Origin of the sequence: Desulfobulbus sp. (genome assembly GCF_030824455.1) — a bacterium.
Lineage (GTDB): Bacteria > Desulfobacterota > Desulfobulbia > Desulfobulbales > Desulfobulbaceae > Desulfobulbus.
Genome location: NZ_JAVBXR010000021.1, coordinates 1 through 24285 on the forward strand (window position 1 = coordinate 1; position 24285 = coordinate 24285).

At 59.4% G+C, this 24285-nt stretch carries 24 protein-coding genes; 13 read left to right on the top strand and 11 right to left on the bottom strand.

Annotation, left to right across the window (positions count from 1 at the left end):
* A partial coding sequence (tatB, locus tag RCH93_RS03395; RefSeq protein ID WP_306546908.1) for a Sec-independent protein translocase protein TatB occupies nt 1–276 on the bottom strand: 276 nt, incomplete at its 3' end.
* Nucleotides 277–386: 110 nt separating this feature from the next.
* Nucleotides 387–725 (bottom strand): nitrous oxide-stimulated promoter family protein, encoded by a 339-nt coding sequence (locus RCH93_RS03400; protein ID WP_306546909.1) that lies wholly within the window; start codon nt 723–725, stop codon nt 387–389.
* A 472-nt stretch (nt 726–1197) separates the two neighbouring features.
* On the opposite strand from RCH93_RS03400, the gene nrfH reads away from it, so the two are divergent.
* From nrfH to glyS, 11 genes are all read left to right on the top strand, one after another.
* Nucleotides 1198–1710 carry a cytochrome c nitrite reductase small subunit gene (gene nrfH / locus RCH93_RS03405; RefSeq protein ID WP_306546910.1) on the top strand — a complete coding sequence of 171 codons (513 nt, stop codon included), beginning with the start codon at nt 1198–1200 and terminating at the stop codon, nt 1708–1710.
* A 23-nt stretch (nt 1711–1733) separates the two neighbouring features.
* Nucleotides 1734–3233, top strand: a complete 1500-nt coding sequence (nrfA, locus tag RCH93_RS03410; protein ID WP_306546911.1) for an ammonia-forming cytochrome c nitrite reductase — start codon at nt 1734–1736, stop codon at nt 3231–3233.
* Nucleotides 3234–3486: 253 nt separating this feature from the next.
* A complete protein-coding gene (locus tag RCH93_RS03415) occupies nt 3487–4791 on the top strand; it encodes an adenylosuccinate synthase (RefSeq protein ID WP_306546912.1) in 1305 nt (434 codons plus the stop codon).
* A 176-nt stretch (nt 4792–4967) separates the two neighbouring features.
* Complete coding sequence (gene rpoZ / locus RCH93_RS03420; RefSeq protein WP_306546913.1) at nt 4968–5237, top strand: DNA-directed RNA polymerase subunit omega; 270 nt, start codon at nt 4968–4970, stop codon at nt 5235–5237.
* 23 nt (nt 5238–5260) lie between these two features.
* Nucleotides 5261–6418, top strand: a complete 1158-nt coding sequence (gene dnaJ / locus RCH93_RS03425) for a molecular chaperone DnaJ (RefSeq protein ID WP_306546914.1) — start codon at nt 5261–5263, stop codon at nt 6416–6418.
* Nucleotides 6411–6905, top strand: a complete 495-nt coding sequence (gene moaC, locus RCH93_RS03430) for a cyclic pyranopterin monophosphate synthase MoaC (RefSeq protein WP_306546915.1) — start codon at nt 6411–6413, stop codon at nt 6903–6905. Before dnaJ ends, moaC begins: the two co-directional genes overlap by 8 nt.
* 45 nt (nt 6906–6950) lie before the next feature.
* A complete protein-coding gene (dksA, locus tag RCH93_RS03435) occupies nt 6951–7313 on the top strand; it encodes an RNA polymerase-binding protein DksA (RefSeq protein WP_306546916.1) in 363 nt (120 codons plus the stop codon).
* An 8-nt stretch (nt 7314–7321) separates the two neighbouring features.
* Complete coding sequence (gene galT, locus RCH93_RS03440) at nt 7322–8320, top strand: galactose-1-phosphate uridylyltransferase (protein ID WP_306546917.1); 999 nt, start codon at nt 7322–7324, stop codon at nt 8318–8320.
* 8 nt (nt 8321–8328) lie between these two features.
* The gene (locus RCH93_RS03445; RefSeq protein WP_306546918.1) at nt 8329–8685 is read left to right on the top strand and encodes a response regulator; all 357 of its coding nucleotides are present in this window, start codon (nt 8329–8331) and stop codon (nt 8683–8685) included.
* A 38-nt stretch (nt 8686–8723) separates the two neighbouring features.
* Entirely contained in the window at nt 8724–9473 is a 750-nt protein-coding gene (locus RCH93_RS03450) for a GTP cyclohydrolase, FolE2/MptA family (RefSeq protein WP_306546919.1), read from the top strand.
* 63 nt (nt 9474–9536) lie between these two features.
* Entirely contained in the window at nt 9537–11618 is a 2082-nt protein-coding gene (gene glyS / locus RCH93_RS03455) for a glycine--tRNA ligase subunit beta (RefSeq protein ID WP_306546920.1), read from the top strand.
* A gap of 97 nt (nt 11619–11715) precedes the next feature.
* On the opposite strand, the gene RCH93_RS03460 is transcribed toward glyS, so the two are convergent.
* The 9 genes from RCH93_RS03460 to RCH93_RS03500 all read right to left on the bottom strand — a co-directional run bounded on the left by RCH93_RS03460 (nt 11716) and on the right by RCH93_RS03500 (nt 22540).
* Nucleotides 11716–12105 carry a cytochrome c3 family protein gene (locus RCH93_RS03460; RefSeq protein WP_306546921.1) on the bottom strand — a complete coding sequence of 130 codons (390 nt, stop codon included), beginning with the start codon at nt 12103–12105 and terminating at the stop codon, nt 11716–11718.
* Nucleotides 12106–12268: 163 nt separating this feature from the next.
* The gene (gene ccsB, locus RCH93_RS03465; RefSeq protein WP_306546922.1) at nt 12269–13117 is read right to left on the bottom strand and encodes a c-type cytochrome biogenesis protein CcsB; all 849 of its coding nucleotides are present in this window, start codon (nt 13115–13117) and stop codon (nt 12269–12271) included.
* Between the two features lie 49 nt (nt 13118–13166).
* Nucleotides 13167–14516 carry a cytochrome c biogenesis protein ResB gene (locus RCH93_RS03470; protein ID WP_306546923.1) on the bottom strand — a complete coding sequence of 450 codons (1350 nt, stop codon included), beginning with the start codon at nt 14514–14516 and terminating at the stop codon, nt 13167–13169.
* Nucleotides 14517–14646: 130 nt separating this feature from the next.
* On the bottom strand, nt 14647–15909 hold the full coding sequence (locus RCH93_RS03475) for a lactate racemase domain-containing protein (RefSeq protein WP_306546924.1): 1263 nt from the start codon (nt 15907–15909) through the stop codon (nt 14647–14649).
* Nucleotides 15906–17165, bottom strand: coding sequence for a (Fe-S)-binding protein (locus tag RCH93_RS03480; RefSeq protein WP_306546925.1), 1260 nt, complete (start codon nt 17163–17165; stop codon nt 15906–15908). Before RCH93_RS03480 ends, RCH93_RS03475 begins: the two co-directional genes overlap by 4 nt.
* 11 nt (nt 17166–17176) lie before the next feature.
* A complete protein-coding gene (locus RCH93_RS03485; protein ID WP_306546926.1) occupies nt 17177–18586 on the bottom strand; it encodes an FAD-binding oxidoreductase in 1410 nt (469 codons plus the stop codon).
* 18 nt (nt 18587–18604) lie between these two features.
* On the bottom strand, nt 18605–20848 hold the full coding sequence (locus RCH93_RS03490) for a mechanosensitive ion channel family protein (protein WP_306546927.1): 2244 nt from the start codon (nt 20846–20848) through the stop codon (nt 18605–18607).
* A gap of 69 nt (nt 20849–20917) precedes the next feature.
* Nucleotides 20918–21556: a pyridoxamine 5'-phosphate oxidase gene (pdxH, locus tag RCH93_RS03495; protein ID WP_306546928.1), complete on the bottom strand. Its 639-nt coding sequence runs from the start codon at nt 21554–21556 to the stop codon at nt 20918–20920.
* Nucleotides 21557–21721: 165 nt separating this feature from the next.
* A complete protein-coding gene (locus tag RCH93_RS03500; protein WP_306546929.1) occupies nt 21722–22540 on the bottom strand; it encodes a Sir2 family NAD-dependent protein deacetylase in 819 nt (272 codons plus the stop codon).
* Nucleotides 22541–22788: 248 nt separating this feature from the next.
* Between RCH93_RS03500 and RCH93_RS03505 the strand changes: the two genes are divergently transcribed.
* Together RCH93_RS03505 and RCH93_RS03510 are read left to right on the top strand one after the other, a co-directional pair.
* Nucleotides 22789–23034, top strand: coding sequence for a hypothetical protein (locus RCH93_RS03505; RefSeq protein WP_306546930.1), 246 nt, complete (start codon nt 22789–22791; stop codon nt 23032–23034).
* 159 nt (nt 23035–23193) lie between these two features.
* Nucleotides 23194–24267, top strand: a complete 1074-nt coding sequence (locus RCH93_RS03510) for an acyltransferase family protein (RefSeq protein WP_306546931.1) — start codon at nt 23194–23196, stop codon at nt 24265–24267.
* Nucleotides 24268–24285 lie beyond the last annotated feature (18 nt).

Consider the following 24285-nt stretch of genomic DNA (forward strand, 5'->3'; position numbering starts at 1 on the left):
CTTGTCTGCTAGGCCGGAGGCGCGTCGCCAGGAATCGGGATCGGCGTCGATCATTTTCTCCCGGAGCTCGGCGGCGGTTTTGCGCAGATCTTGCTGCACCGAATCCAAGGTTTCACCTTCCTGGGTCAGGTTTTCTTTGACTTGGTTGAGGGTCTTTTTCATCTCCATCAGTCCCTTGGCAAGTGATCGGGCCAGGCCGGGGAGTTTGTCCGGACCGACGACGATCAAGGCGACGGCAAAGATGACGATCATTTCCGGGAGGCCGATTCCAAACATGGACAATTACCGGGGAAAGGGTTGAAATGGAGGGTGTTCCAGCTGGCGTGCGGGCCGCTGCAAAACGTCAACTCTACGAGATTTGGCGGGAGGTGTCAAGCGGCGGTGGTTCAGCCTTTGCGCCGTGGTCGGCGCAGGCCGTCCAGCAGGTGGAGGAGCGCCATCAGCGGGTGGGAGAACAGCATGCGCGGCCCGGCGTAGCGCATTACTGCGCGGATGCGTTCGCGTTTTTCCGGCGTGTAGCAATGGACCGGGCATTTGCCGCAGGTGGTCTTGTTTTCCTGGAAAGGGCAGTGGCGCAATCGTTTGTGGGCGTAGTCAAGCAGTTCCCGGCAATCTGCGCAGAGTTCGGTCGCAGACCCGTGGCGATCACGGCAGTAACGGCGGATCATGGCCGCCACGGTGCGCGCTTCGCGTTGCAGACGTCGTGATGAAAAAGTATGCGGCATAAGGTTGGGCAATACCATTGATGGTTGGCGACAGTCGGGCGCTCACTCTACCATTTTGACAGACGCGGCGGCAAACCAAATACGCGGGCAGTTTACGGCGATGTCACAGTACTCCTCGAATTTCTGGTTAAATTTGCAACGCAAGGCAATGGCGAGTATTGTTTTGTTACGGATTGGTAGCGGCTGGCGATGGCGATGTGATACCTAACGGTAACGTGGCCTTGTTACTCTGTTGCGCATGGCGCTGAAGTTGCCTCGTTGTTGCGTGTGGTATGTTGTTTGCTTTCAAATCAGCGAGTTATCTTTGTGCGGGCAAGGCGGGGCAACGCAAGCGGTTGTCGGTTCAGTTGCGTGAGACCTCGCTTTGAGCGGGGCGGCAAGAGGGGCGCATGGGCGGGCGCAACGCGGGAGCGCCCGGTTGCACGCTGCAAAAATACAACAACCCGAGACTGTGGGGTACACTGGTCAGCCTATGAAATATTTAGCCATATTTTCTGTTGTCGTGGTTGTGGGCGTTTTTGCCAACCTGGTAAATGAATCCAAGATGCTGTCCTATCTCTCCAGCGATCCCAAGGTCTGCGTCAACTGTCACCCCATGATCACCCACTACGAAACCTGGCAGCACAGTTCGCACCGGGATCGCGCCACCTGCATCGATTGTCACCTGCCCCGCGACACCTTTGTCAACAAAATGCTGGCCAAGGCGCGCGACGGCTATCACCATTCGGTGGCCATGACCTTTAAAACCTATGGATACAATCTGCGCATCAGCGCCGACGCCGCAAAACGAATTCAGGACAACTGCATCTCCTGTCACCGGGAGAACGTCTCGCAGATGCTGGCCAACAGCGCCCTGTATGAGAAAGTCGAAGACAGCGGCGTCCAGATGGGGCGGCGTTGTTGGCAGTGCCATCGGGACGTGCCTCACGGAACCATGCGTAATTTGACGGCAACGCAAAATAATTTTTCGGTCAAGGTATTTTAAGGATCTCAACCAGGAGAATGTGCATGAAAAAATCACCCATTGTTTTCACCCTTTCTGTGCTCGCCTTGGCGCCGATGGTGCTGCTGACCATGTCCATCAAGGAGAACAAGGCCGAGCAACAGGCCATTGGCGCGGTTCCGGTCATCAAAGAAAACGAGACCCGCGCCTCGGAATGGGGCAAGCACTATCCCCGGCAGTACGACACCTACATGCAGACCAGAAAAAGCGACGAGATCGCCGATGTTCTCAAACAGGATCCCGCGCTGGTGGTGATGTGGGCCGGGTACGCCTTCTCCAAAGACTACAACAAACCGCGCGGTCATTATTACGCGCTAGAAGACAACATCAACACCCTACGCACCGGCGCCCCGGTGGACGGCAAGACCGGCCCGCTGCCCACCGCCTGCTGGACCTGTAAATCGCCGGATGTGCCGCGACTGATCAAGCGCGACGGCGAAATGGAATTTTTCACCGGCAAATGGGCTAAATACGGCGACGAGATCGTCAATCCCATTGGTTGCGGCGACTGTCACGACAGTTCGACCATGAAGCTGACCCTGACCCGCGACTATCTCAAGCGCGGTCTTGAAGCCGAGGGCCGTCTGAAAACCGCCGACGTCACCCACCAGGACATGCGCTCGCTGGTTTGTGCCCAGTGCCACGCCGAGTATTATTTCAAAAAGACCGAGTGGGACGACAAGGGTGAAAAGAAAACCGCCATGGTGGTCACCTTTCCGTGGAAAAACGGGCTGTCCGCCGAGAATATGGAAGCCTATTATGACGACTATAATTTTTCCGACTGGACCCATCAAATGAGCAAGACGCCGATGCTCAAAGCCCAGCATCCCGACTATGAAACCTTTGTCACCGGGGTGCATTACCGCAACGGCCTCTCCTGCGCCGATTGCCACATGCCGTATGTCCGCGAGGGCGGGGTGAAATACTCCAATCACAAGATCGGCAGCCCGCTCGACAATATTGCCAACACCTGTCTGAACTGCCACAAGGGCACGGAAAAGGAATTCCGCGAGACCGTGGAGAAAAAACTGGCGCGTAAAAACGAATTAGCCAAGATGGCCACCGACGTCCTGGCCCAGGCCCATCTGGAGGCTGCCAAGGCGTGGGAGCTCGGTGCGACCGAGGAAGAGATGAAACTGGCCCTTCAGGACATCCGCCACGGGCAGTGGCGCTGGGATTATGCCGTTGCCGGCCACGGCGCCTTTTTTCACGCGCCTGAGGAAACCCTGCGGGTGCTTGCCGGTGCCATCAACAAGGGGCAGGACGCTCGTCTGAAATTGCGCATTGTCCTGGCTAAATACAATGCCGCCGATTACGTTGGCCCCGATTTTTCCACCAAGGAAAAGGCCCAGGCAATCATTGGGCTGCCGTTTGAAAAGCTCATTGAGGAAAAGAAGACCTTCCTCAACACCCTGCGGCAGGAGTGGATCAAGCAGAGCGAGGCCAAAGGGCTCTACGATCCGGCAACCCGCAAAGACATGGTCCTGAAAACCTCCTACAACTGAACCCCGCAACGCCGAATTTATCCCACCCTGTCCGGCCCCGACGGAGCGTATCCGTTGGGGCCGCAGCTGTTTTGCCCTGCCTGCAAGCCGATTATTTCTTTGTTTTAACGGCTTTCTTGTTGAAACAGGGCGTTTTTCCCCATGTTTGACTTTTTGTTCGATTTCTGCTAGATTAGACAAGTTTGATGTGAGGATACTTTTTTCTTGAAAGGCGGACGCGCTCCGCTTTTACAGCATACATTGTGGAGAGAACATGGCCAGTGTTGTAGTGGTCGGCACCCAATGGGGTGATGAGGGCAAGGGGAAGATCGTTGATCTGCTGACCCGGTACGCGGATTATGTTGTCCGCTTTCAGGGCGGCAACAACGCCGGTCACACCCTGGTGGTGGATGGAAAGAAATACATCTTTCACATTATTCCCTCCGGCATCCTGTACGAAGACAAAACCTGCGTCATCGGCAACGGAGTCATTATCGATCCGGGCGTGCTACTTAAAGAGATTGCCGGACTGGCGGAGAAAGGGTTTGCCGTTGCCCCCAAAAAACTGCTGATCAGCAGTAACGCCCATCTGATCATGCCCTACCATCAGTGTCTTGATCAGGCCCGAGAAAATGCGTTGGCCAAGGAAAAGAAGATCGGCACCACCGGTCGAGGCATTGGTCCCTGCTATATGGACAAGGTCGGCCGCGTTGGCATGAAAGTGGGCGATTTGCTTGATCCGACGCTGTTCAAGGACAAGCTCCAGGCGGCGGTGGAGGAGAAAAACTTTGTCCTCACCCGGCAGTTCGGGGCGGCTCCTGCCGATTTTGCAGCCATTGTCGATCAGTTCGAGCGGTTTGCCGAACAGTTGGCGCCCTTCATCGGCAATGTCTCGGTGGTGCTTGATCAGGCCCGGAAAGAGGGCAAGAACATCCTCTTTGAAGGCGCCCAAGGCACCCATCTGGACATTGACCACGGCACCTATCCCTTTGTCACCTCGTCCAACACCATTGCCGGCAACGCCTGCATTGGTTCTGGATTCGGCCCCAGTCACATCGACGAGGTGATCGGCATTCTCAAGGCCTACACCACCCGGGTCGGCGAAGGACCTTTTCCCACCGAACTGCCGGAAGGCGACGCCATCGGCGACGCCCTGCAGCAGAAGGGGCACGAGTACGGCGCGACCACTGGCCGCCGCCGCCGTTGCGGTTGGTTTGACGCCGTGGTGGCCAACGACGCGGTGCGGTTGAACGGGTTGACCGGTTTCGCCGTCACCAAGTTGGATGTGCTGTCCGGATTGTCGAAATTGAAACTCGCCACCAGCTATCAGGTGGAGGGCGAAACTTTCCTGCACATGCCCGACAACATCCGCAAGGCCCGGCTGGCCCAGCCCGTGTACGAGGAAATGGACGGGTGGGCAGGCGAACTTTCCGATGTGCGCGCCTACGAAGACCTGCCTGCGCAGGCGCAAGCGTATCTCAAGCGGCTGGAGGATTTAACCGGCGTGGCCCCGGCGATTATTTCGGTCGGCCCTGATCGCGAGGAGACCCTGCTGCTCCGCAATCCTTTTGCCGGCTAAAACTGGAGGGCTGCTCCGTGGCGGCCCTTGTTAATCCCCGGATAATGATTATTACTAGAACGACTGGTATCCAGCTGAATTTCTTGTCCATTTTAGAATCGGCGGAAACCGGCAACGTATGTGCGCACTCCCGGAGGTAGTTCCCTCCGGGATTTTTATTCCATGGAGGCAAAAACATGGCTCGAATTACAGTAGAAGATTGCCTGGAAAAAGTAGGCGACGACAACCGTTTCGCCCTGATTCATTTGGCGGTGGAACGCATCCGTCAACATCGCAAGGGCGAACCCTTTCTGGTCGCCGGCAAGAACAAAGAGATCGTGATGACGTTGCGGGAAATAGCCGCAGGCAAGGTGACGTTCGACAATATTATGGACCTGCCCAGGCAACGCAAGGCGGACCAGAAGGCTACGGAAACTGCGGCTGAAGAAAGCGGCGCCGAAGATTAACGCCAAGCGTAGTGTAGAAGATTATGAGCAAGAGCTATTACGAAATCCTCGGCGTCAACAAAGACGCCTCGGCTGAGGCCATCAAAAAGGCCTACCGCAAGCAGGCGATGAAATATCACCCGGACCGCAACCAGGGAGACAGCGCGGCCGAGGAAAAATTCAAGGAGGCCGCCGAGGCCTACGAAGTGCTCAGCGATCTGCAAAAACGGCAGATTTACGACGCCTACGGCAAAGAAGGCCTGAAAAACAGCGGCTACAGCGGGCCTGGAAACAGCGAAGACATTTTCTCGCACATCAACGACCTGTTTGGCGACATGTTCGGGTTTGGCGGCGGCGGACGGGGGCGGCGGCGCGACCCCAACGGTCCGGTGCAGGGCGAGGATCTGCGTTACGACATCAGGATTTCCTTCATGGAGGCGGTCCACGGCGTCAATCGGCAGGTCGAGGTCACCAAAAGGGAAACCTGTTGGACCTGCGAAGGCTCAGGCGCCAGGCCAGGGCACAAGCCCCAGGTCTGCCCAACCTGTCAGGGGCGCGGTCAGGTGATCCGTTCCCAGGGGTTTTTCCAGGTGAGCACCACCTGCCCCCGGTGCAACGGCGCCGGTCAGGTGATTACCGACCCCTGCAACGATTGTCACGGCGAGGGATTGATCAACCGCAACAAGAAGGTCAGCATCCGCATTCCCGCCGGCGTTGACACCGGCTCGCGAATGCGTCTGTCCGGGGAAGGCGAGGGGGGCCGGCGCGGCGGACCGTCGGGTGATCTCTATGTGGTTATCCACGTCGACGAACACGAACATTTTCAGCGCGACGGGCAGACCATTTATCTGCGGTTGCCGGTGTCCATGGTGCGGGCCGCGCTCGGTTGCGAGGCCGACGTGCCCACCATCCACGGCAGCGCCAAGCTCAAAATTCCAGCCGGCGCCCAGTCCGGCGAACGGTTTACTCTGCGCGGCGAGGGCGTTCCCAGTCTGCGCGGCTCCGGCAAGGGCGACATGGTGGTCGAAATTCAGGTGCAGACGCCCACCAAGCTGACCAAAGAACAGAAAGAACTGTTGCGCGAGTTTGACGAACTGAGCAAAGAGCGCGAAGAAGAAGGCTTTTTTGCCCGCTTGTTCCATGGGCACCTTGGTAAAAACAAGAAAAAGACCGAAGACTCGGAAAAGGTCGCCAATGGTTGAGAATCTGGAGTTCACCCATTTTGACGCCAGCGGCAACGCCCGCATGGTGGACGTCAGCGCGAAAGCGGAGACCACCCGGCAGGCGGTGGCGGCCGGATCCATCACCATGTCTCGGCAGGCCTACGACATGGTTCGCCAGGGCACAATCAAGAAAGGCGACGTGCTCGGCGTGGCGCGCATTGCCGGCATCATGGCGGCCAAGAAGGTGGATCAGTTGATTCCGTTGTGCCACCCCCTGGCGATTACGGCAGCGGACATTGCTTTTTCGTTTAACGACGAACAGTGCGCCGTCCACATGGAAGCCACGGTTGCAATGACCGGCCGCACCGGGGTGGAAATGGAGGCGCTGACCGCCGTGTCGGTGGCGGCGTTGACCATATACGACATGTGCAAGGCCGTTGACAAGAGTATGGTTGTTTCAGATATTCGTTTGTTGCGCAAAAGCGGCGGCAAGAGCGGAGAGTTTGTCAGGCCTGTGTCCCCATGATATACTGAAGGCAGATCGCGAGAACCACCTTGTTGGAGAATACACATGGATGATAAAGATTTGCTGCGGTTCAAAGAGCAGCTTGAAGCAATGAAGGCGGACATCAACACCGATGTCGAGCAGACCTTGAACGAGATGACCAGCCACACCGGCAACATCCCGGACCCCAACGATCGCGCCACCATGGAATCCGATCGGAGTTTCGAGTTGCGCATACGCGGTCGGGAACGCAAGCTGATGGACAAGGTCGAAGAGGCGTTGGCCCGGATCGACGACGGCAGCTTCGGCGTGTGCGCCGGTTGCGGTGAGGAAATCGCGGTGAAAAGACTGCAGGCCCGCCCAGTGGCCAAGTACTGCATCGACTGCAAAACCCGGCAGGAGCAGCGCGAAAAAGAGCAGGGGAGATAGGCGTCTGTATGCCTGAATTACGCAAAGACCCGATTCTCGGTCGCTGGATCATTATTGCCCAGGAACGGGGCAAACGCCCCACCGATTTTTTGGTGGAGGAGTTCAAGGTCAAGGGCGGTTTCTGCCCGTTGTGTCCCGGCAACGAAAAGACCACCCCGGAAGAGGTGCTGGTCTATGGACGCGAATGGGGCTATCCCAACACCGCGGGTTGGAAAGTCCGCGTTGTGCCCAATAAATACCCGGCCCTGATCATTGAGGGGAATCTCGACAAACAGGGCGAAGGGCTGTACGACCGGATGAACGGCATTGGCGCCCATGAGGTCATCATCGAGAGTCCCAATCATTCCGACCGGTTTTCTCATCTGCCGCCGCACGACATGTTGCTGACCTTCCGTGCATTCCGCGACAGAATTCGCGATCTGTCGAAGGACAATCGTTTTAACTATGTGGTGGTGTTTAAAAATTTCGGCAAGGCCGCCGGCGCCTCGTTGGAACATTCGCACTCCCAGCTGGTTGCCCTGCCTATCTTGCCGCGGATGGTCACCTCAGAGCTCGAGGGCAGTCTGTCGTATTACAAGTACAAGGATCGCTGTGTTTTTTGCGACATCATCCGCCAGGAGATCCAGCAAAAGGTACGCCTCGTTTGTGAAAATGAACAGTTTGTCACCTTGGCTCCTTTTGCTCCGCGCTCGCCCTTCGAGACCTGGATCATGCCGCGGTATCACAATTCTTCCTACATCGAACAGGACGACGCCTCGTTGATCGCCCTGGCCGAGATCTTTTCCGAGACCCTGCGCCGCATCGACGCCTGCATTCCCCATGTTCCCTATAATTTCGTTCTCCACACCCAACCCCTGCGTTCCGGTCCGCTGGAACACTACCACTGGCATTTTGAAATTGTGCCGAAGCTGACCTCCATTGCCGGATTTGAGTGGGGGACCGGATTCTACATCAATCCCATGCCGCCGGAGGAGACCTGTCGGTACCTCCGCGAGGTAAAACTGTAGGAGGAACTGTGAACAAGAAACGCATCCTGCTGGTTGACGACGAGGAAAGCATCCAACTGCTCTATCGGGAAGAGTTTGAGGACGAAGGATATGTGGTGGATTCCGCCTACAACGGCGTCGAAGCCTTGGCCAAGTTTCGGGAAAATCCGCCGGATCTGGTGGTGCTTGACATCAACATGCCGGAGATGAACGGCATCGAAGTGTTGCGCCAGATGAAGGAGTTGCAGGCAAACCTGCCGATCATCCTCAGCTCCGCCTATCAGGAATACAAACAGGATTTCGGCAGCTGGGCCTCTGAAGCCTATGTGGTCAAGTCGGCCAACATGGACGAACTGAAGGCCACAATTCGCAAATATCTCGCCTGAATTTTGATCGCGCCGACAACCGCGCGTCGATCCCTTTCATGAAAGACATTCAAAACCTGCACGACTCGCGGCGGATTGACATTCGCAAGGTCGGCGTCAAGCAGATCGCCTATCCGATCATGGTGCTCGACAAGGCGAGCGCCACCCAGCAGACCGTGGCGCGGGTGAATATGTACGTCAACCTGCCGCACCGGTTCAAGGGCACGCACATGAGCCGTTTTGTCGAGATCCTGAACCAGTTTCACGGCGCTTTCAATCTGAAGACCTTTCATCTGATTTTAGAAGAGATGAAACTGCGGCTGGATGCCGAGGCCGCTCATCTCGAGATCGATTTCCCTTATTTTTTTCAGGCCGAACAGGCTGGGCGACCGGGCAGCATGGTGCGCTACGATTGCCGCCTGCACGGTTCGCTGGCCCGCGAGCTTGATTTGGTAGTCGAGGTCGATGTGCCGGTTTCGCTGCCGACCCATATCAACCCGCCGGCAACAACGGCTTTTTCCGGAATATGGGGCGTGGTCACCGTCGCTGTGCGCATGAAATCGTTCCTGTGGATTGAGGACCTGATTGCCCTGGTCGAGCAAGGCGGCGCCCTCCCTGGGCAAGGCCAAACCGTGGAATCCCTGTGCCGTCGGGTCAGTGCCGCCCTGCAGGGCCGGCAGGCCTTTGATTGGTACAAAGTTGTTGTGAAAAATATTGCCAGCGGGTATTCAGCGTTTGCCTCCGTCGAATGGCCCGAACCGCCGGGAGACTGCGCGGACAGTGTCGTCGGGCCTCCGGTTGTCGCTTGAAAGCATTGCGCCGGAGCAGTTGTTCTGCAGGACTTTCCACCAACTCAACACCACCAGACTGCGATGAGTGAACTTCTTTTTGAAATCGGAACAGAAGAAATCCCGGCCGGTTACATTCAACCGGCTTTAGACGCCTTGGCCAGCGACGCCGCCAAAAAACTGCGGGCGCTGGATCTGAGCTTTGACGCCATCCGCACCTTTGGCACGCCGCGTCGTTTGACCCTGGCGATTGGCGAGTTGCAATCCCGTCAGGCGGATCGCCGTCAGGAGCATATCGGTCCCTCCAAAAAGGCCGGTTTTGACGCTGAGGGCAAACTGACCAAGGCGGCTGTCGGCTTTGCCCGCTCCCGCGGTTGTGATCCGGAGCAGCTGCAGGTCGTGGCCACCGCTAAAGGCGAGTACCTGATGGTGATTGAAGACGTCAAGGGGCAGGAAACCACAGCCCTGCTGCCGGCCTTGCTGGAATCCCTCATTCGCGAGCTGGTGTTTCCCAAATCGATGCGCTGGGCCGATTACAGCATGGCCTTTGCCCGCCCTATCCAGTGGCTTCTCGCCCTCTACAACGGGGCGGCGCTGCCCCTGAACATTGAAGGCGTGACCTGCGGCGTCGCCACCCGAGGACACCGCTTTTTGGCGCCCGCATCCTTTGAGGTGGACGGGGTGGACGCCTATTTGAGCGGCCTTGCCGAGCGCTTTGTCGTCGCCGATCCTGTTGAACGCAGAGCCAAGGTGATTGCCGAAGTGCAGCGGGCTGTGCGCGAGGGGGCAGGAATCGTCGGCGCGCAGCCGATCCTTCACGAAGGGCTGCTGGACACGGTGACCAACCTGGTGGAGCACCCCTACGGCGTTTGCGGACATTTTGACGAGAAATTCCTGCAGTTGCCCCAAGAAACCCTGGTGACCTCGATGCGCGAGCACCAGAAATATTTCCCTGTGGCCGGGGCTGACGGCAAGTTGCTGCCCCTGTTTGTGGCGGTCAACAACACCAAGGTGGCCGACGCTTCACTCGCCGCCAGCGGCCACGAAAGGGTGTTGCGGGCCCGACTTGAGGACGGACTGTTCTTTTTCAACGAGGATCGCAAACAGCCGCTGGCCGACCGTTGCCTGGAATTGCACGGCATTGTGTTCCAGAAAGAATTGGGGACCATGCAGGCAAAGAGCGAGCGGATCACCTCCCTTGCCGCTGATCTTGCCGCCAAAATCGCTCCCGAACTGCAGGAGGACGTGGCCCGAGCCGCCCGCTTAGCCAAGGCCGATCTGTTGACCGCCATGGTAGGCGAATTTCCCACCTTGCAAGGCGTCATGGGGCGGGTTTACGCCCTGCACGACGGCGAGAAACCGGTCGTGGCCCAGGCCATCGAGGAACATTACCTGCCGGTCCGGGCCGGCGGCGAACTGCCCCAGTCGCTTCTGGGCGCACTGGTGGGCATTGCGGATCGTCTGGACACCCTGGTGGGGTGCTTTGCCATCGGCGAAAAGCCCACCGGCAACAAAGACGCCTTTGGTCTTCGGCGTCAGGCGATCGGGCTGATCAACATCATTCGCGGGCTGAACATCTCGCTTTCCCTGAGCGAGGCGGCAACCGCCGCGTTGCGCGGCTATGAGGGCGTTGTTGCTCAAAATTCGGAAGTGGTTAACGAGGTGGTGGCCTTCATTCGGCTTCGTTTTGAGAATGAGCAAATTGCCGGCGGCTTGCCCCAGGAACTGGTCGAGGCCGCAACCAGTGTGGGGTTTGACGATCCGGTTGATTGTCTGAAGCGCATTGAAGCACTGGACCAAATTCGCGGTCAGGAGAGTTTCCGGGTGTTGGCCGGTTCGTTCAAGCGAATCAGAAACATCATCAAAGACAATAAAGCGACCGAGGTCAATGCCCAGTTGTTGTGCGAGCCAGAGGAACGCGACCTGTTGACGGCATTGACCGGAGTGCGGGACAAGGCCCTGCCGTTGATCGAAAGCCGATCGTATCCTGCCGCACTGTTGGAAATGCTGGAGATGAAGGAACCGGTGGATCGTTTCTTCGACAAGGTGATGGTCATGGCCGAAGACGCGGCGATTCGGCAGAACCGGCTTAACCTGTTGACCGCGCTAGGGGAACTGGTGCTTTGCGTGGGGGACATCTCCCGGATGCATGTGGAGCGCGAATAGCGCGCTGTCTGCAGGCAAAAACGGCAAGAAAAAAGGCTGTCCGATACGGGCAGCCTTTTTTCTTGCCGTGAGCAACGCGGGATGGTGCGGGGTGGGCTTATTTCTTGTGGCACACCTTGCATTCGGTCAATTCCGGCCTGTTCTTGCGGTGACAATTCTGACAGAGAACGTGGGCGGCGTTTTTAAAGGTGCCCCATTTCTCCGGCATGCCGGCCTTGCTGTTGTGGCAAGTCTCGCATTTTTCGATTTTCTGCCCGGCAACATAGGAAAGACGTTTGCCTTCGGCCGTCTTGCCGTGGTGGCAGGTCTTGCAACCCAGCCGCGCCTGATGCGCGCCGTGGGGGAACACCGCAGGCTTGGGCGGTTTTTCCGGGTCGAGTGTGGTCTGCAGGGTCATCTCCGCCGGTCCCTTGTCGGTGTCGCCTGCGGTGGTCGCCTCGCCAAGGGAGCAAGGGGCGCAACAAAATGCGAGAAGTATTCCGCTCACCAACACTCTTTTCATGCCCCGTCTCCAACCTGCATCCATTGTTCCATCTTTCAAAAGTGATATTCACAGTGCAGATTTTATAGCGTGTCGGGATAGATCTTGTCAAGGCAGGCAAACGATTTGAAACTGTTTCTTGAGCCCGAAAAGTCCGTTTGCAGTCATCCTACACCGAACCGTAACTGTGGAGTCCGGACAAGAAGAAATTGACTCCGAAATAGGTGAAAAAAACCGCTAAAAAACCGAGGATTGCCAGCCAGGCAATGCGGCGCCCCCGCCACCCCCTGGTAAAGCGGGCGTGCAGGGTCAGGGCGTAGAGAAACCAGGTGATGATGGACCAGGTTTCCTTGGGGTCCCAGCTCCAATAGGTGCCCCAGGCCTCGTTGGCCCAGACGGCGCCGGTGATAATGCCCGCCGAAAGCCACATGAAGCCGAACACGATGGTCTTGTGGGTCTGGTCGTCAATCACCTTCAATTCGGGCAAGGCGTTGAGCAACGGCTGGCGGTCGTTTGCGTTCGACGCCGACTGCTTCAGCAGATACATCACGCCCAGGCCGCCGGCCACGGCAAAGGCCCCGTAGCCGATGAAGCAGGTGACCACATGGGCAATCAGCCAGTTGGACTGCAGGGCCGGAATCAGCGGACTGATCTGGTCGTCGATCCGATCCGAAAACGAGGCGTAGGCCATGGCCACGGCCGCGCAGGGCATGACAAAGGCGCCCATCACCCGGGTCTTGAATCGAAATTCCAGCACCAGATAAATGATCGTCGTGCACCAGGCGAAAAAAACCAGCGATTCATACATGTTGGTCAGCGGTGCATGGCCGGCGCCCATCTGATACGACTCATACCAGCGCAGGCCGGTGGCCGCAGTCTGGATGCCCACCCCCGCCATGGCTAGGGCCATGCCGAATACGCCTACCCGTTCATTTTTAAAGAGAAACAGCCCGATGTAAAAGGCTGCGGCCACAATGTAGGCGATCATGGTAACGCCAAAGAGTTGCGAACTGTCCATAGTCTATCCGTTGCCAGGCAGGAACGCTGGGAATAGGTATTGATTTGAATTATTTCTCTAACGTGTTGATAAGCTCGGAGAATTTATCTTCAAAGCCTACCTTGTTTTTATTGGCCTCGCCAGCGAAAAGAATGCGGCAGCCGTCCGCATCCGGCTGGATGAAGGCGTAGAGTTTGCGGTGGGAAAGGAAAAAGGCGATGTAGAGGCCAACCAACATCAGCAGGCAGCCGAGATAGACCAGCCAGACCCCGGGATCTTTGGTGGCCTGGAGGCCGGTGGCGTACAGCTGGCGCAGGGTGAGCAGATAGGTTCCGGAAGGGCGTTCGATGATCGCCTCCTGATTGTTGTTGACCCAGAACACCGAGGGCTCGCCCTGGTTGTCGGTAAACCAGATCTTCAGCCGCCGGGTCGCTTCACCCTGGCTTTCCCGATTGATGATGCCGTAACTGACGCCCGCCTCGGGCCAATCCGTCTGTTTGGCCGTGGCGACGATGGCGCTGGTTGCGGCGGTCGATCCCTGTTTTTTCAACGAAACTTGATAGTTCTGATAAGGTTGGTAGCTTGACTGGTAAAAGGTGACGCCCTTGTAGGTCAGCGGTTGGTTGACCTCAATGTCGGCGCTGTGCACCGGCTGTCCCTTGTCAATGACCGTCACCTTGGAGCGATAGGTCTTGGGCATGCCGTTGGGATAGTACTCAATGGCAAAGGCGTCGCAGCGGAGATGGAAATCCAGGTCAATGTGCTCGCCGCTTTTGAAGGCAATCAGGTGATTGGTGCTTTCGCCCTCCGGCAGCATGATCGATCCCTTGAAGGCAAACTTCGGGTTGCCGATGATGCGCGCCACGGTCGACGAGCCGACCAGGGCGCCGGCCAGGATGATCAGAATGGAGCAATGCACCACATAGACGCCGAACCGGGTCCAGCCGCCTCGTTCGGCAAATAACAGACGGCCCTGCTCCAGGTTCGCTGTCCGCGCCCGCCAGCCCAGGGTCGTGAACAGGGCTTCGACCCGTGTGGTTGCCGCTTCCATGGCATGGGCCAGCCGCAGTTCCCGATGGAGAGGGAATTTAGCCAACTGCGCGGGCGGCACGGTCAATCCGTCCCGGCGGAGAGTGCGGATCACCTGAGGAATGCGTTCCAGGCTGCAGACCGTGAGGTTGAGGGCAAACAGGGAGAGCAGGCCCAGGAACCACCACGAATTGTACATGTCCGGGATGTCGAGGATCCGCAGCAACTGGGCCGTTTTGAAGCCATACCGCTCAATGTAGAAATCCGGCGGGTTGTTTTGGGGAATGAGGGTGCCAATGATCGAGGTGGCGGCGAGAAGGAAAAGCAGCGACAGGGCCAACTGAACCGAGGCGAACAGACTGAGGATCGAATTCTTTTTTTGCTGAGTCATGGAAAATGTATCCGGAAAATAGCGGTCAGAGGGTGTCCTTTGGGCGGCAACACGGCGCAAAGCAATGAGTGGCGCAATCTTTCCTTAGCACGGCGCCGGGTAACTGGCAACAGATAAAGGTACGGCGTGATTAAGCCACAATGTGGTCTGCTTGGGGTCTGGCTCGAATCAGCAGCGAGGCGTTTTCGACGACGGCGCATGTTGGCGCGAAAACGGCCCGTTGGCACGCCTCCTCCCGGCTGATTCGGGCTACGCCGATCCGTTGGCACAAGGGTTCGTCCAGATTGGTGACCAGGGCGATGCGGATGCGTTTGGTCTTGGCCATCATCGCCAGGGCTGTGCCGCCGTTGCCGCTGTAATCGGCCAGCAGGCGGTCAAAGGTCGCCTCCCATCCACCCAACTCGAAATAGGGGAGAAAGGTGGTCGAGCCCACGCCGTCGGCGCATTCGGCCAGGAGGATTAACTCGCCGCCGTCGCGGACAAAGGCGGCGGCGTTGTCAATCGCCTTGTGCGCCTGGATGAAGTTGATGTCCTTGGGATAGCCGCCGGCTGAGGCCAGCACCAGATCATAGGCGGCGTCGACCTTGGCCCGGTAGAGGGCGTCGTGCTCGCGGCAGGCGGCAAGAAAATCGTCGTAGCTTGCTCCGAAGCGGAAGTCCGCCACCCGGCCCTGGCTGTCGAGCAGCCCGTGGAGGGAAAGATAGGGCGGCAGCAGCCGGTTGATTTCAGCCAGATCCTCGGCCAGCGGATTGCCCTCTGTCTGCCCAGGACAACAGCCGGGGGCCAGGGCGTGCAGGCTAGGATCAAGAAACAGCCGGTGGTTGCAAAAGATGGCCTCCCGTTCGCCCAAGCCGGGGAAGAGCAGTTTGCGGCCGCCGCCGAACCCGGCGAAATAGTGGTGGGAGATGGCCCCCACGGTGAGGATCATTCCGGCCGTGAGCAGATCTCGGCGCACGCGCACCGGCGTCCCCCGGTTGGTTCGGCCCAACTCGGCAAACTGCTCTGGATCGGCGCTGTTGTGGTGGATGAACCGGTAATCGGCAAAGGTCGGGCCGTAGGCGGCCAGCGATTCGGCGTCGCTTTGGCGGGCATGAACGCCGTAGGCAATGTAAAAAACAATGCGGCTGGGATCCCCGCCCCGTGCAAGCAGCGCTTCGGTCAGCCAGGGCAGGACAATCGGATAGTCGCACAGGCGGGTCTTGTCGGCCACCACAACCGCAATCGGACCCGGAGGCAACACCTGCGGCAACAACCGGTGCAGGCCAGCCAGGAAGGAGGCGCGGTTGAGGCAATGGCCGGGCTCGCGGATGGTCAGGATCTCGGCGTGGGCGGGAAGCGCGCACTCCAACTGGCCACGTCCGTAGCGCAGGGCAATGGCGCGCGGGTTCGTCATTGCGGCGATTCGCTCAAGGCCTGCTGGATCAATTCCAGGGTGTGCACCGCCCGCACCGGCAACCCGGCCCGGTCGACAATGTCCTGCAATTGGAGGATGCAGCCGGGGCAGCCGCTGGCAATCAGCGTGGCGCCGCTGGCCTGCAGTCCCTGCAGCTTGCGGTCGCCAATCGAGCGGCTTAAGCCAGGGTGGGCGGCGGTAAAGGTCCCGCCCAGACCGCAGCAGAGGCCGGCGTCTTCCATCTCGACAAACTCAACCTGGGGCAGGGCGCGCAGCAGGTCGCGCGGCTGGCGGACAACGCCTGCGCTATGCAGATGACAGGGGTCGTGGTAAGTCACCCGAACACGCTGTTTCCATTTAGGCAGGGCGGCCAAGCGTTCAATCAGTCCGTTTTTAGCAAGAAAAACATGGATGTCGACCAGTTCGGCCCCGAAGGGGTTGCCGGTTTTTTCCGCAGAGTGGCCGGCCAGCATGCCGTGACAGGAGGCACAACCGGTGAGGACGGCGGCAATCTTGCGGCCGGCAAAGGCCTTGAGGTTGGCGCCGGCCAGTTTGTCGATCAGCGGGCCGTTGCCCGAGGAAAGGGCCGGCATGCCGCAACAGCCCTGATCCCTGGGCACGAACACTGAGTAGCCCAGGCTGTGCGGCAGGCGTGCCAGCAACTCGCCCACCTGGGGATAGAGATAGGTGAGGGCGCAGCCGGCAAACACGCCGACCACCGGCTTGTCGGTTTCGCCCTCCAGCAACTCGGGCACGCGGGCAAAGAGGTTGCGCTCCGGAATGGGCGGCAGGCTGCGTTCCCTGAGCAACTCCGGGGAAAAACGCAACCGCAGGCCGCTGGTTTCCGGGATCTTTTTGAACAGCAGCGGCGACAGCAGGTCCGCGCCCTTGAGCAGGGTTTTGATGAGCGATTTGGAGCCGGTCAGCGCCGCCACGCCCTTGCCGATGGGCGTGAGGCCGTGAGTCTCGGTGATCTGCCGTCGCAGCACGCCGACAATGGCGTCGGTCGGGGTATGGTTCGGGCATTTGACCACGCAGGAGCCGCAGAGCAGGCAGAGGCTGATCTCCTCGCGCAATCGTTCGTCCAGCTCCACTTCGCCGTCAAGCACCGCCGCCGCCAGGACAATCTTGCCCCGCGCCACCGAACCTTCCCGTCCAGTTTCCAGGTACACCGGGCAATGGGCCTGACAGGCGCCGCAGCGCACGCATTGGGCGATTTCGTCCCGATAGTCTTCCAGTGTTTTCAGTTCAGCCATGAGTCGTGCAATTACCCGGCGGTTGCGCCCGGTTCCGGTTGGTCTTCGAGAAAAATTTTGCCCGGATTCATGATGTTGTTAGGGTCCAGGGCCTTCTTGATGGTGCGCATCGCGGCCAGGGTCGGCGGGTCCAGTTCCATGCCGATATAGGCGGCCTTGGCGGTGCCGATGCCGTGCTCGCCGCTGACCGAGCCGCCCAGGCCGACCGTGGCGCGGAAGATGTCGTGCAAGGCCGACTGCACCTTTTCTTCCATGCCTGCCTCAGCGAGATCGACCATGACGTTGACGTGGATGTTGCCGTCGCCGGCGTGGCCAAAGTTGACGATCGGCACGCCGTAGCGGTTGGAGACGGCCTCCAGGGCCCGGATCATCTCTGGCACCTTGGAGCGCGGCACGACAATGTCCTCATTGAATTTATGGGGGTTGAGGTTGCGCAGGCTGGGGCTGACGCTGCGCCGAACCTTCCAGATCGCCTCCGACTCCTCGCTGGTGGCCGCCACCCGGGTTTCAAGCACGCCCAGCGGCTCGATGATTGCTAGAATCCTGTCGACCTGGCTGTCCAGCACCGACAGGTCGCCGTCGACCTCAATGATCAGCGCCGCCCGGCAATCCAGGGGCAGATCGAGGGGGGCGGCCTTGCGCACGCAGTCGATGGCGGATCCGTCCATGAACTCCAGGGTGGTGGGGATGATCTTGCCGCGAATGACTGCGGAAACCGCCTCGGCCGCGCCGTCGATGGAGGCAAAGGCGACCAGCATGGTCTTGCGGGCCTCGGGTTTGGGCAGGAGCCGCAGGATGATCCGGGTGACGACGCCCAGGGTGCCTTCGGAGCCGACAAAGAGACGGGTCAGATCGTAGCCGACCACGTTTTTCATGGTCCGGCCGCCGGTGTGGATGATCTCGCCGGTGGGCGTCACCACCTCCAGGCCCAGCACGTAATCGCGGGTCACCCCGTACTTGACGCAGCGCGGCCCGCCGGCGCATTCGGCGATGTTGCCGCCCAGGGTGGAGAAATCCTTGGAAGCCGGGTCGGGCGGATAGAACAGGCCAAGCCGCTCCACCTCCTTTTGCAGCCGTCCAGTGACCACGCCCGGTTCAACCACGGCGATCAGGTTGTCGACGTCGATTTCCAGGATGCGGTTCATCCGGGTCAGCACCAGCACGATTCCGCCGTGGACCGGCAGGCTGCCGCCGGTGAAACCGCTGCCCGCGCCGCGCGGCAGCAGGGGAATCCGCTGGGCGTTGGCCAGGCGGACGATGCGGCTGATTTCCTCGGCGTTGCCGGGATGGACCACCACATCGGGCAGACACTGCCGCTGGGTGGCGTCAAAGGAATGGGTGATCCGGTCAACGGCGCTGGCCGAGACGTTGGCGGCGCCGACGATGTCGGCCAGTTGCTGCAGAAGCTGATCGTTTTGCATCAATTCCTCATCCGTTGCTCACGCCTTGACGCCCGAGGGCAGGTGCACGGTCATCTGCGGGAAAGGAATCTCCCAGTTGTTGGCGTTGCAACAGTCCACGCACCACTTGCCCAGGGCGCGTTCAATCCGCCGGTAGGCCGGAGCCTGTTCGCCCTTGAAATCAGCCAACACCGCCACGTCCAGGGACGAGGCCCCGGCCTGGAGGAAATCCACCGTCAGGCTGAGGCAGTCTTCGGCGTAGCCGTTTTCTTCCAGCTTTTGCTGGAGAAATGTTTTCATGGTTTCCAGAACCGTGGTGGTGATCTCGGCCTGCAGGTCGTAGGACAGGCCGAAAACCACCCGAAGGCTGAAATTGCGCGACAGGTTGGCCGGCGACATCCCCAGAAAATCGCCGGTCTGATATACCGTCCGCCGCCCGCCCAGCTCGACCACCTCCACCTGTTCGTGGGAAAGGCTGACCACCTTGGCAAAGGGCTTGCCGTCGATGGCGATCCAATCGCCTCGTTTGCAGGGAAACCAGGGCTCGTCGTTGTGGTAGGGCCGGGAAACGAGGCCGAGCATATTTTCAATCGGGATGCGCAGGTACATGGCCATGGCAGGGTTGTAGAGCTTGCAGAAGACGTTGAGCGATTCCACCCTCCAGGGCACGCCTTCATAAATGACGCGCTCGCCTTCGCGGATGGACCCCATGTTGAGCACCAGCCGAACCTGCTGCCACATCTTGGGCAGGGTTTGGCGCACCGTCCAGGCCAGGCCGAAGAACAGGACAATGGTGGCGCTGAGCAGAAACCAGTCTTCCGCAGTGTAGAGGACGAAAATCAGTCCGCAGATGGCGAAAAAAACCGAAAAAACCTGGAAGAAGATGTCGAGGATGCGGACGTGGATGGGCCGCTGCTCTTTCTTGGCCCCGGGCAGGACAAAGAAAAGCAGGCGGGCCGCCAAGCGGAAGGCGAGCAGGATGACCACAAAGGCGGCAAAGGCGATCAACAGATACAAACCGCGGTCCCGGAAAAATTCGCGCACCGAGTTGCTGGAACTTTGCAGGAGCGAGACGTCCTTGTCCTCCAGCTTGGCCAGTTCGCGCTGGGCCAGATCCAGTTTGCTGCTGATCCGCTTTTCCACATTCTGCCAAGCGGGCAGCAGTTCGCCCAGATAGGCTTTAATCTTGGGATCCTTGGCGTCGTCCATCAGCCGGTTGAGATGCGCCACCGCCTGTTGCGCCGCTGCCCGTTGTTTGCCGTGGTCGGCGATGGTTTCCTTGAGTTCGGATTTTAGCCGGGCCCGGGCGGTCAGCTGTTTCAACTCTTTGATGGTGGGCTCGAGCAGGGTGGCGACCTCATCCTTCCAGCTGAAGGTGACTGGTTGCTGTTCGGCAAAGACTGCCGGTTCCACCCCGGTGGCGATCCGTTCAAAATCCGCTCCGGTCTCGGAAAGCTGCTTGTCCAGCTTGGTCAACTCGTCCTGAAGGCTCTGCTTTTCCGCATCCGAGGTGCTGGCTTTAAGCTTTTTCGAGATGACTGCAATCTGCTGTTTGATGTTTTTCTGCAGTTCCACCAGGGAGGCGAGGATATCGAGGCTGTCGCTGGCCTTTTCGCCTTCTTCCTGCCGGGCCACTTTTTGGGCCATCACCGATTCGATGGTGATCTGCGGTTCCGGCTCTTCGGTCGCCGTCATCGACTGCAGGGGGCGGGCGCCGGCAAGCAGCGGCGGCGCGGCGGTCACCTGCAGCAGCGGCTTGTACGCGCCAAACAGGGTGGTCCAGGGGGAGATTTGTTGCTTGAGCAGCTCAGTGTCGTCCACCGATCCGGCGAGCAGCAAGGGCACGTTGTTGCCCGGCCCCACGCTTTTGGCAATGGCGCTGACCTTGCCGCGCTGGTTGGGTTTTACCGGTTTTTTGGCCGGAGGTTCTGTGGTTGCCGGAGCGGTTGCCGGAGGCTCTGTGATTGCTGGAGCGGTTGCCGCTTTTTTCGGTTCTGCAGCAGGCTGCTGGGCAGGTTGGGCGGGCGGCGGAGCCTCAGCCTGCGGTTTTTCTTCCGCCTGGGGCTGAGTCAGAAACGGGGAGGCCGTCGACGGAGACGGCGCGGCCGGGGACGTTTCCGGCAAGGGCAGCCAGTCTGGTTGTTTGCCGGCCGGAGCAGGCTCCTGCTGCGAGGGCGTCACCACCAGCGGGGTCACGGAGAGGTTGGTGGAAGCCTGCTGCTCTTCGGCAAAGACATTGCAGGCAAGAATCAGAATGAGCGAACAAAGCAGCGATGTGCGCATGGGCAAATCCGGGTTGAATAAAGGAAAAGAGGGAGAGGGCAATAGCGCTGCGGCCGATGGCGCGCCGATTCAGGGCGCCAGTCGTTCGATGGTCCAGCGGTCGCCTTCGCCGCGGCGGTAGAGAAATCGGTCGTGGAGTCGGCTGGTCTGGCCCTGCCAGAATTCAACGGTGACCGGACGGACCCGATAACCGCCCCAAAAATCAGGCAGGGGTATCTCGCCCTTGAGAAATTTGTTTTTTATTTTATCGAGCTCCTGCATCAGCAATTGGCGGGAGGTGAGCACCGAACTCTGCTTGGATATCCATGCGCCCAGCTGGCTGTCGCGCGGTCGACTGGCAAAATAGCGGGCCGATTCGGCGGCGCTGATCTTCTCGGCGATGCCAGTAACCTCTACCTGCCGCGCCAGTTTGATCCAGGGGAAGAGCAGGGCGACCTTTTGGTTTCCGCTGATCTGCTGAGCTTTGCGGCTGCCGTAGTTGGTGAAGAAGACAAAGCCGTTCTGGTCAAAAAGCTTGAGCAACACGGTGCGCAGGGTCGGTTGGCCGTCCGCGCCCACCGTGGCCAGGGTCATGGCGTTGGGTTCGGGCAACTCAATGGCGCAGGCTTCGTTGAACCACCGTTCAAACTGATGGAACGGGTCAGGCGCAAGCATCTCCCGGCTCAGCACCGGGTTGTCGTATTCTTTTCGCAATCCTTTGATATCCATATCTTCTCTCCGTTGAGCACATAACCTAAGCAAGATAAGCCGAACTCTTCAGATGGTCAACTCCGTCTTGCGCCCAGTTTGCCGGTCAAGGGGGTTCGTGGTCGCCGGCAGGCTCCGTTGACGGTCGCCGCCGGGGAAAGCGGCGACGGCGCCGAGAGGGTGCGATCAGGCCATGGCGGCAAGAATGGCGGGCAGGGCCGAGGCGCTTGGTTCCTTGACGAAAAAACCTCGGGTGCTGGTCTCGGCCAGTTGGGCAAAGGGATTGGTTTCGATGTTGACGTCGATGATCACCCCGTCGCGCAGATAGACCTCGCGGGCCACCTGGTTGGGCAGATTGGTGGCCCCGGCCGTGCCGACCACAATCAGCAAATCCGTGTTCTGAGCCGTTTTGAGCGAGCTGTAGAAATGGTAGTGGTGCTCGTTGTAACTCTCGTCAAACAGCAGGATGTGGGGCCGCGACCGCGCCCCGCACAGCGGACACTTGAGGTGCTCCCGGTCGCTGTCGGTCAGGCGCTCTTCCTTGTTCTTGGGGCGCACCGCCGCAGGAATCGGGTAGAAGGCCTCGCTGCATTCCAGGGAACAGCGCATGTAAAAGACGTTGCCGTGGATTTGGAAGGTGCGCTCCAGGCTGTTGCCGGCGCGCAGATGCAAACCGTCGACGTTCTGGGTGATCAGGGTGAAGCGGTCGCCGAAGCGCTCTTCCATCGCCGCCAGGGCCAGATGGCCGGCGTTGGGTTCGGCCCCGCCGCAGACGCCCATCCGGTACAGATACCATTTCCATACCTCGTCGGGCATCTGGCAGAACATGTGAAAGGTGGCCATCTCCTGCGGCTGGTAGACCTTGGAGCCCACGGTCCAGTAGCCCTCCGGGCCGCGAAAGGTGGGGATGCCGCTCTCGGCGGAAATGCCGGCGCCGGTCAGCGCCGTGATCCTGCCGCTTCCGCCTGCAATCTCCCGCAGTACGTTCTGCATTTCCTCTCGCATGGCATTGCTCCCGAGTCTTGAGTAGGCGATCTGCACCAAGGCGTGCCGGCGGGACGAAGAGCCCTTCCCGGACAACAGCCTGTATTAAGACTAGAAACAGCGGTTTTTCAAGGAAATTCTCCTCTCCAGCTGGTCGCGCGACAATTTTGCGCCCCGCCGGCGACGTCGCCAAGAGAACGGTGACCAACAGCGGGAACCTATGGTATAATGAAGGCACCGCCCGCTGATGGGCGGCAAGGAGGAGCGCCATGAAACGTCGTTTGCTTGCGGCCGCAGTGCTGCTGTTCACCTGTGGCGGTTGCGTGGGCTACTACCGCGACCCCTACTACTATGATCCCTACCCCTACGGACCCTATTACTCGCCCTATGCGCCGGCGGTGTACGCCGATCCGGGTTGGATGTGGTTTGCCCCGAGTTTCTATTTCGGCGGCGGCTACTACGGCGGCGGTCACGGCGGTCACGGTGGCCATCATCACGGAGGCGGACGGCGCTGATGCCAGGCAGTCCCCCGACCATTGCACCTTCCAGACGAGCCGGAGGAATGCCTCTCCGGCTTGTTGTTTTCGTCAGGCCGCCTTGCGTCGGTTGCAACGGCGCCGACGGCCCCTGATCCGGCCCGCCATTCTCCCCTTCTTTTTTTCCTCACACAGATCATGATAGACAACGAATCGTCGCTGCGGCTGAAACTGCTTCGCTTTCCTCCGATTATCGGCGTGATTTACATCCACGCCTACGGCACGGTCATCCACTATTCGGGCGGCAGCCTCGGAACCGCCGACCTCAACAGCCTGACCAACGTCATCCGCATCCTGCTCTCCGAGGGGATTGCCCGCACCGCGGTGCCCCTGTTTTTTTTGATGTCGGGGTATCTCTTTTTCGCCACCTTCCACTGGTCGCAGCAGACCTACCTCAACAAGATCCTCTCCCGGCTGCGCAGCCTGCTTATCCCTTTCCTGTTCTGGAACCTGGCGGCCCTGGCCTTCATCGCCCTGGCCCAGGCCATCCCGTCGATCCAGCCCTATTTCACCGGGCTGGGCAAAAAGATTGCCGAGTATGGCCTCTTTGATTACGTCAACGCCGTGTTCGGGCTTAAAGGCTACCCCATTGCCTACCATTTCTGGTTCATCCGCGACCTGATGCTGCTGGTGCTGCTGGCCCCGGCGCTTGCCGCGATTGTTCGTTTTGTGCCCATCCCCTTTTTCCTGGCGGTCTATGTCTGCTGGGTTACGGAAAGCTGGCCGATCTCCATGCCGGCGGCGGTGGGCGTGCTCTTTTTTTCCGCAGGCGCCCTGTGCGGGGTCAAGGGGCAGAGCCTGTTCGCCTTTGATCGCTTTGCCAAGCTGATTTATCTTGCCTACGTGCCGCTCCTGATTGCCGACGTTGTCTGGTACGAGGCCTGGTTCAACGTCTACCTTCATCGCACCGGTCTGATCGTCGGCGTGCTAGCCGCCCTCTGCGTCACTAAACAGATCCTGCGCATCCCGTGGCTGTGCAAGGGTCTGGTCGCCCTTGGCGGCGCCAGTTTTTTTGTTTACGCGGCCCACGAGCCGCTGCTGGGCATTGTCCGTATGCTGGCGTTTAAATATATTCCATTGGATGGGGCCTACACCATGCTGGCGCTCTACTTGGGCATTCCCCTGCTGTTGGTGGCTGTGTTGGTGGTCTGCCACCGCATTCTGAGCACACTCTGTCCCCGCCCGCTCAGCCTGATTACCGGCGGGCGGTGAGCGGGCTGCAATCAGGCT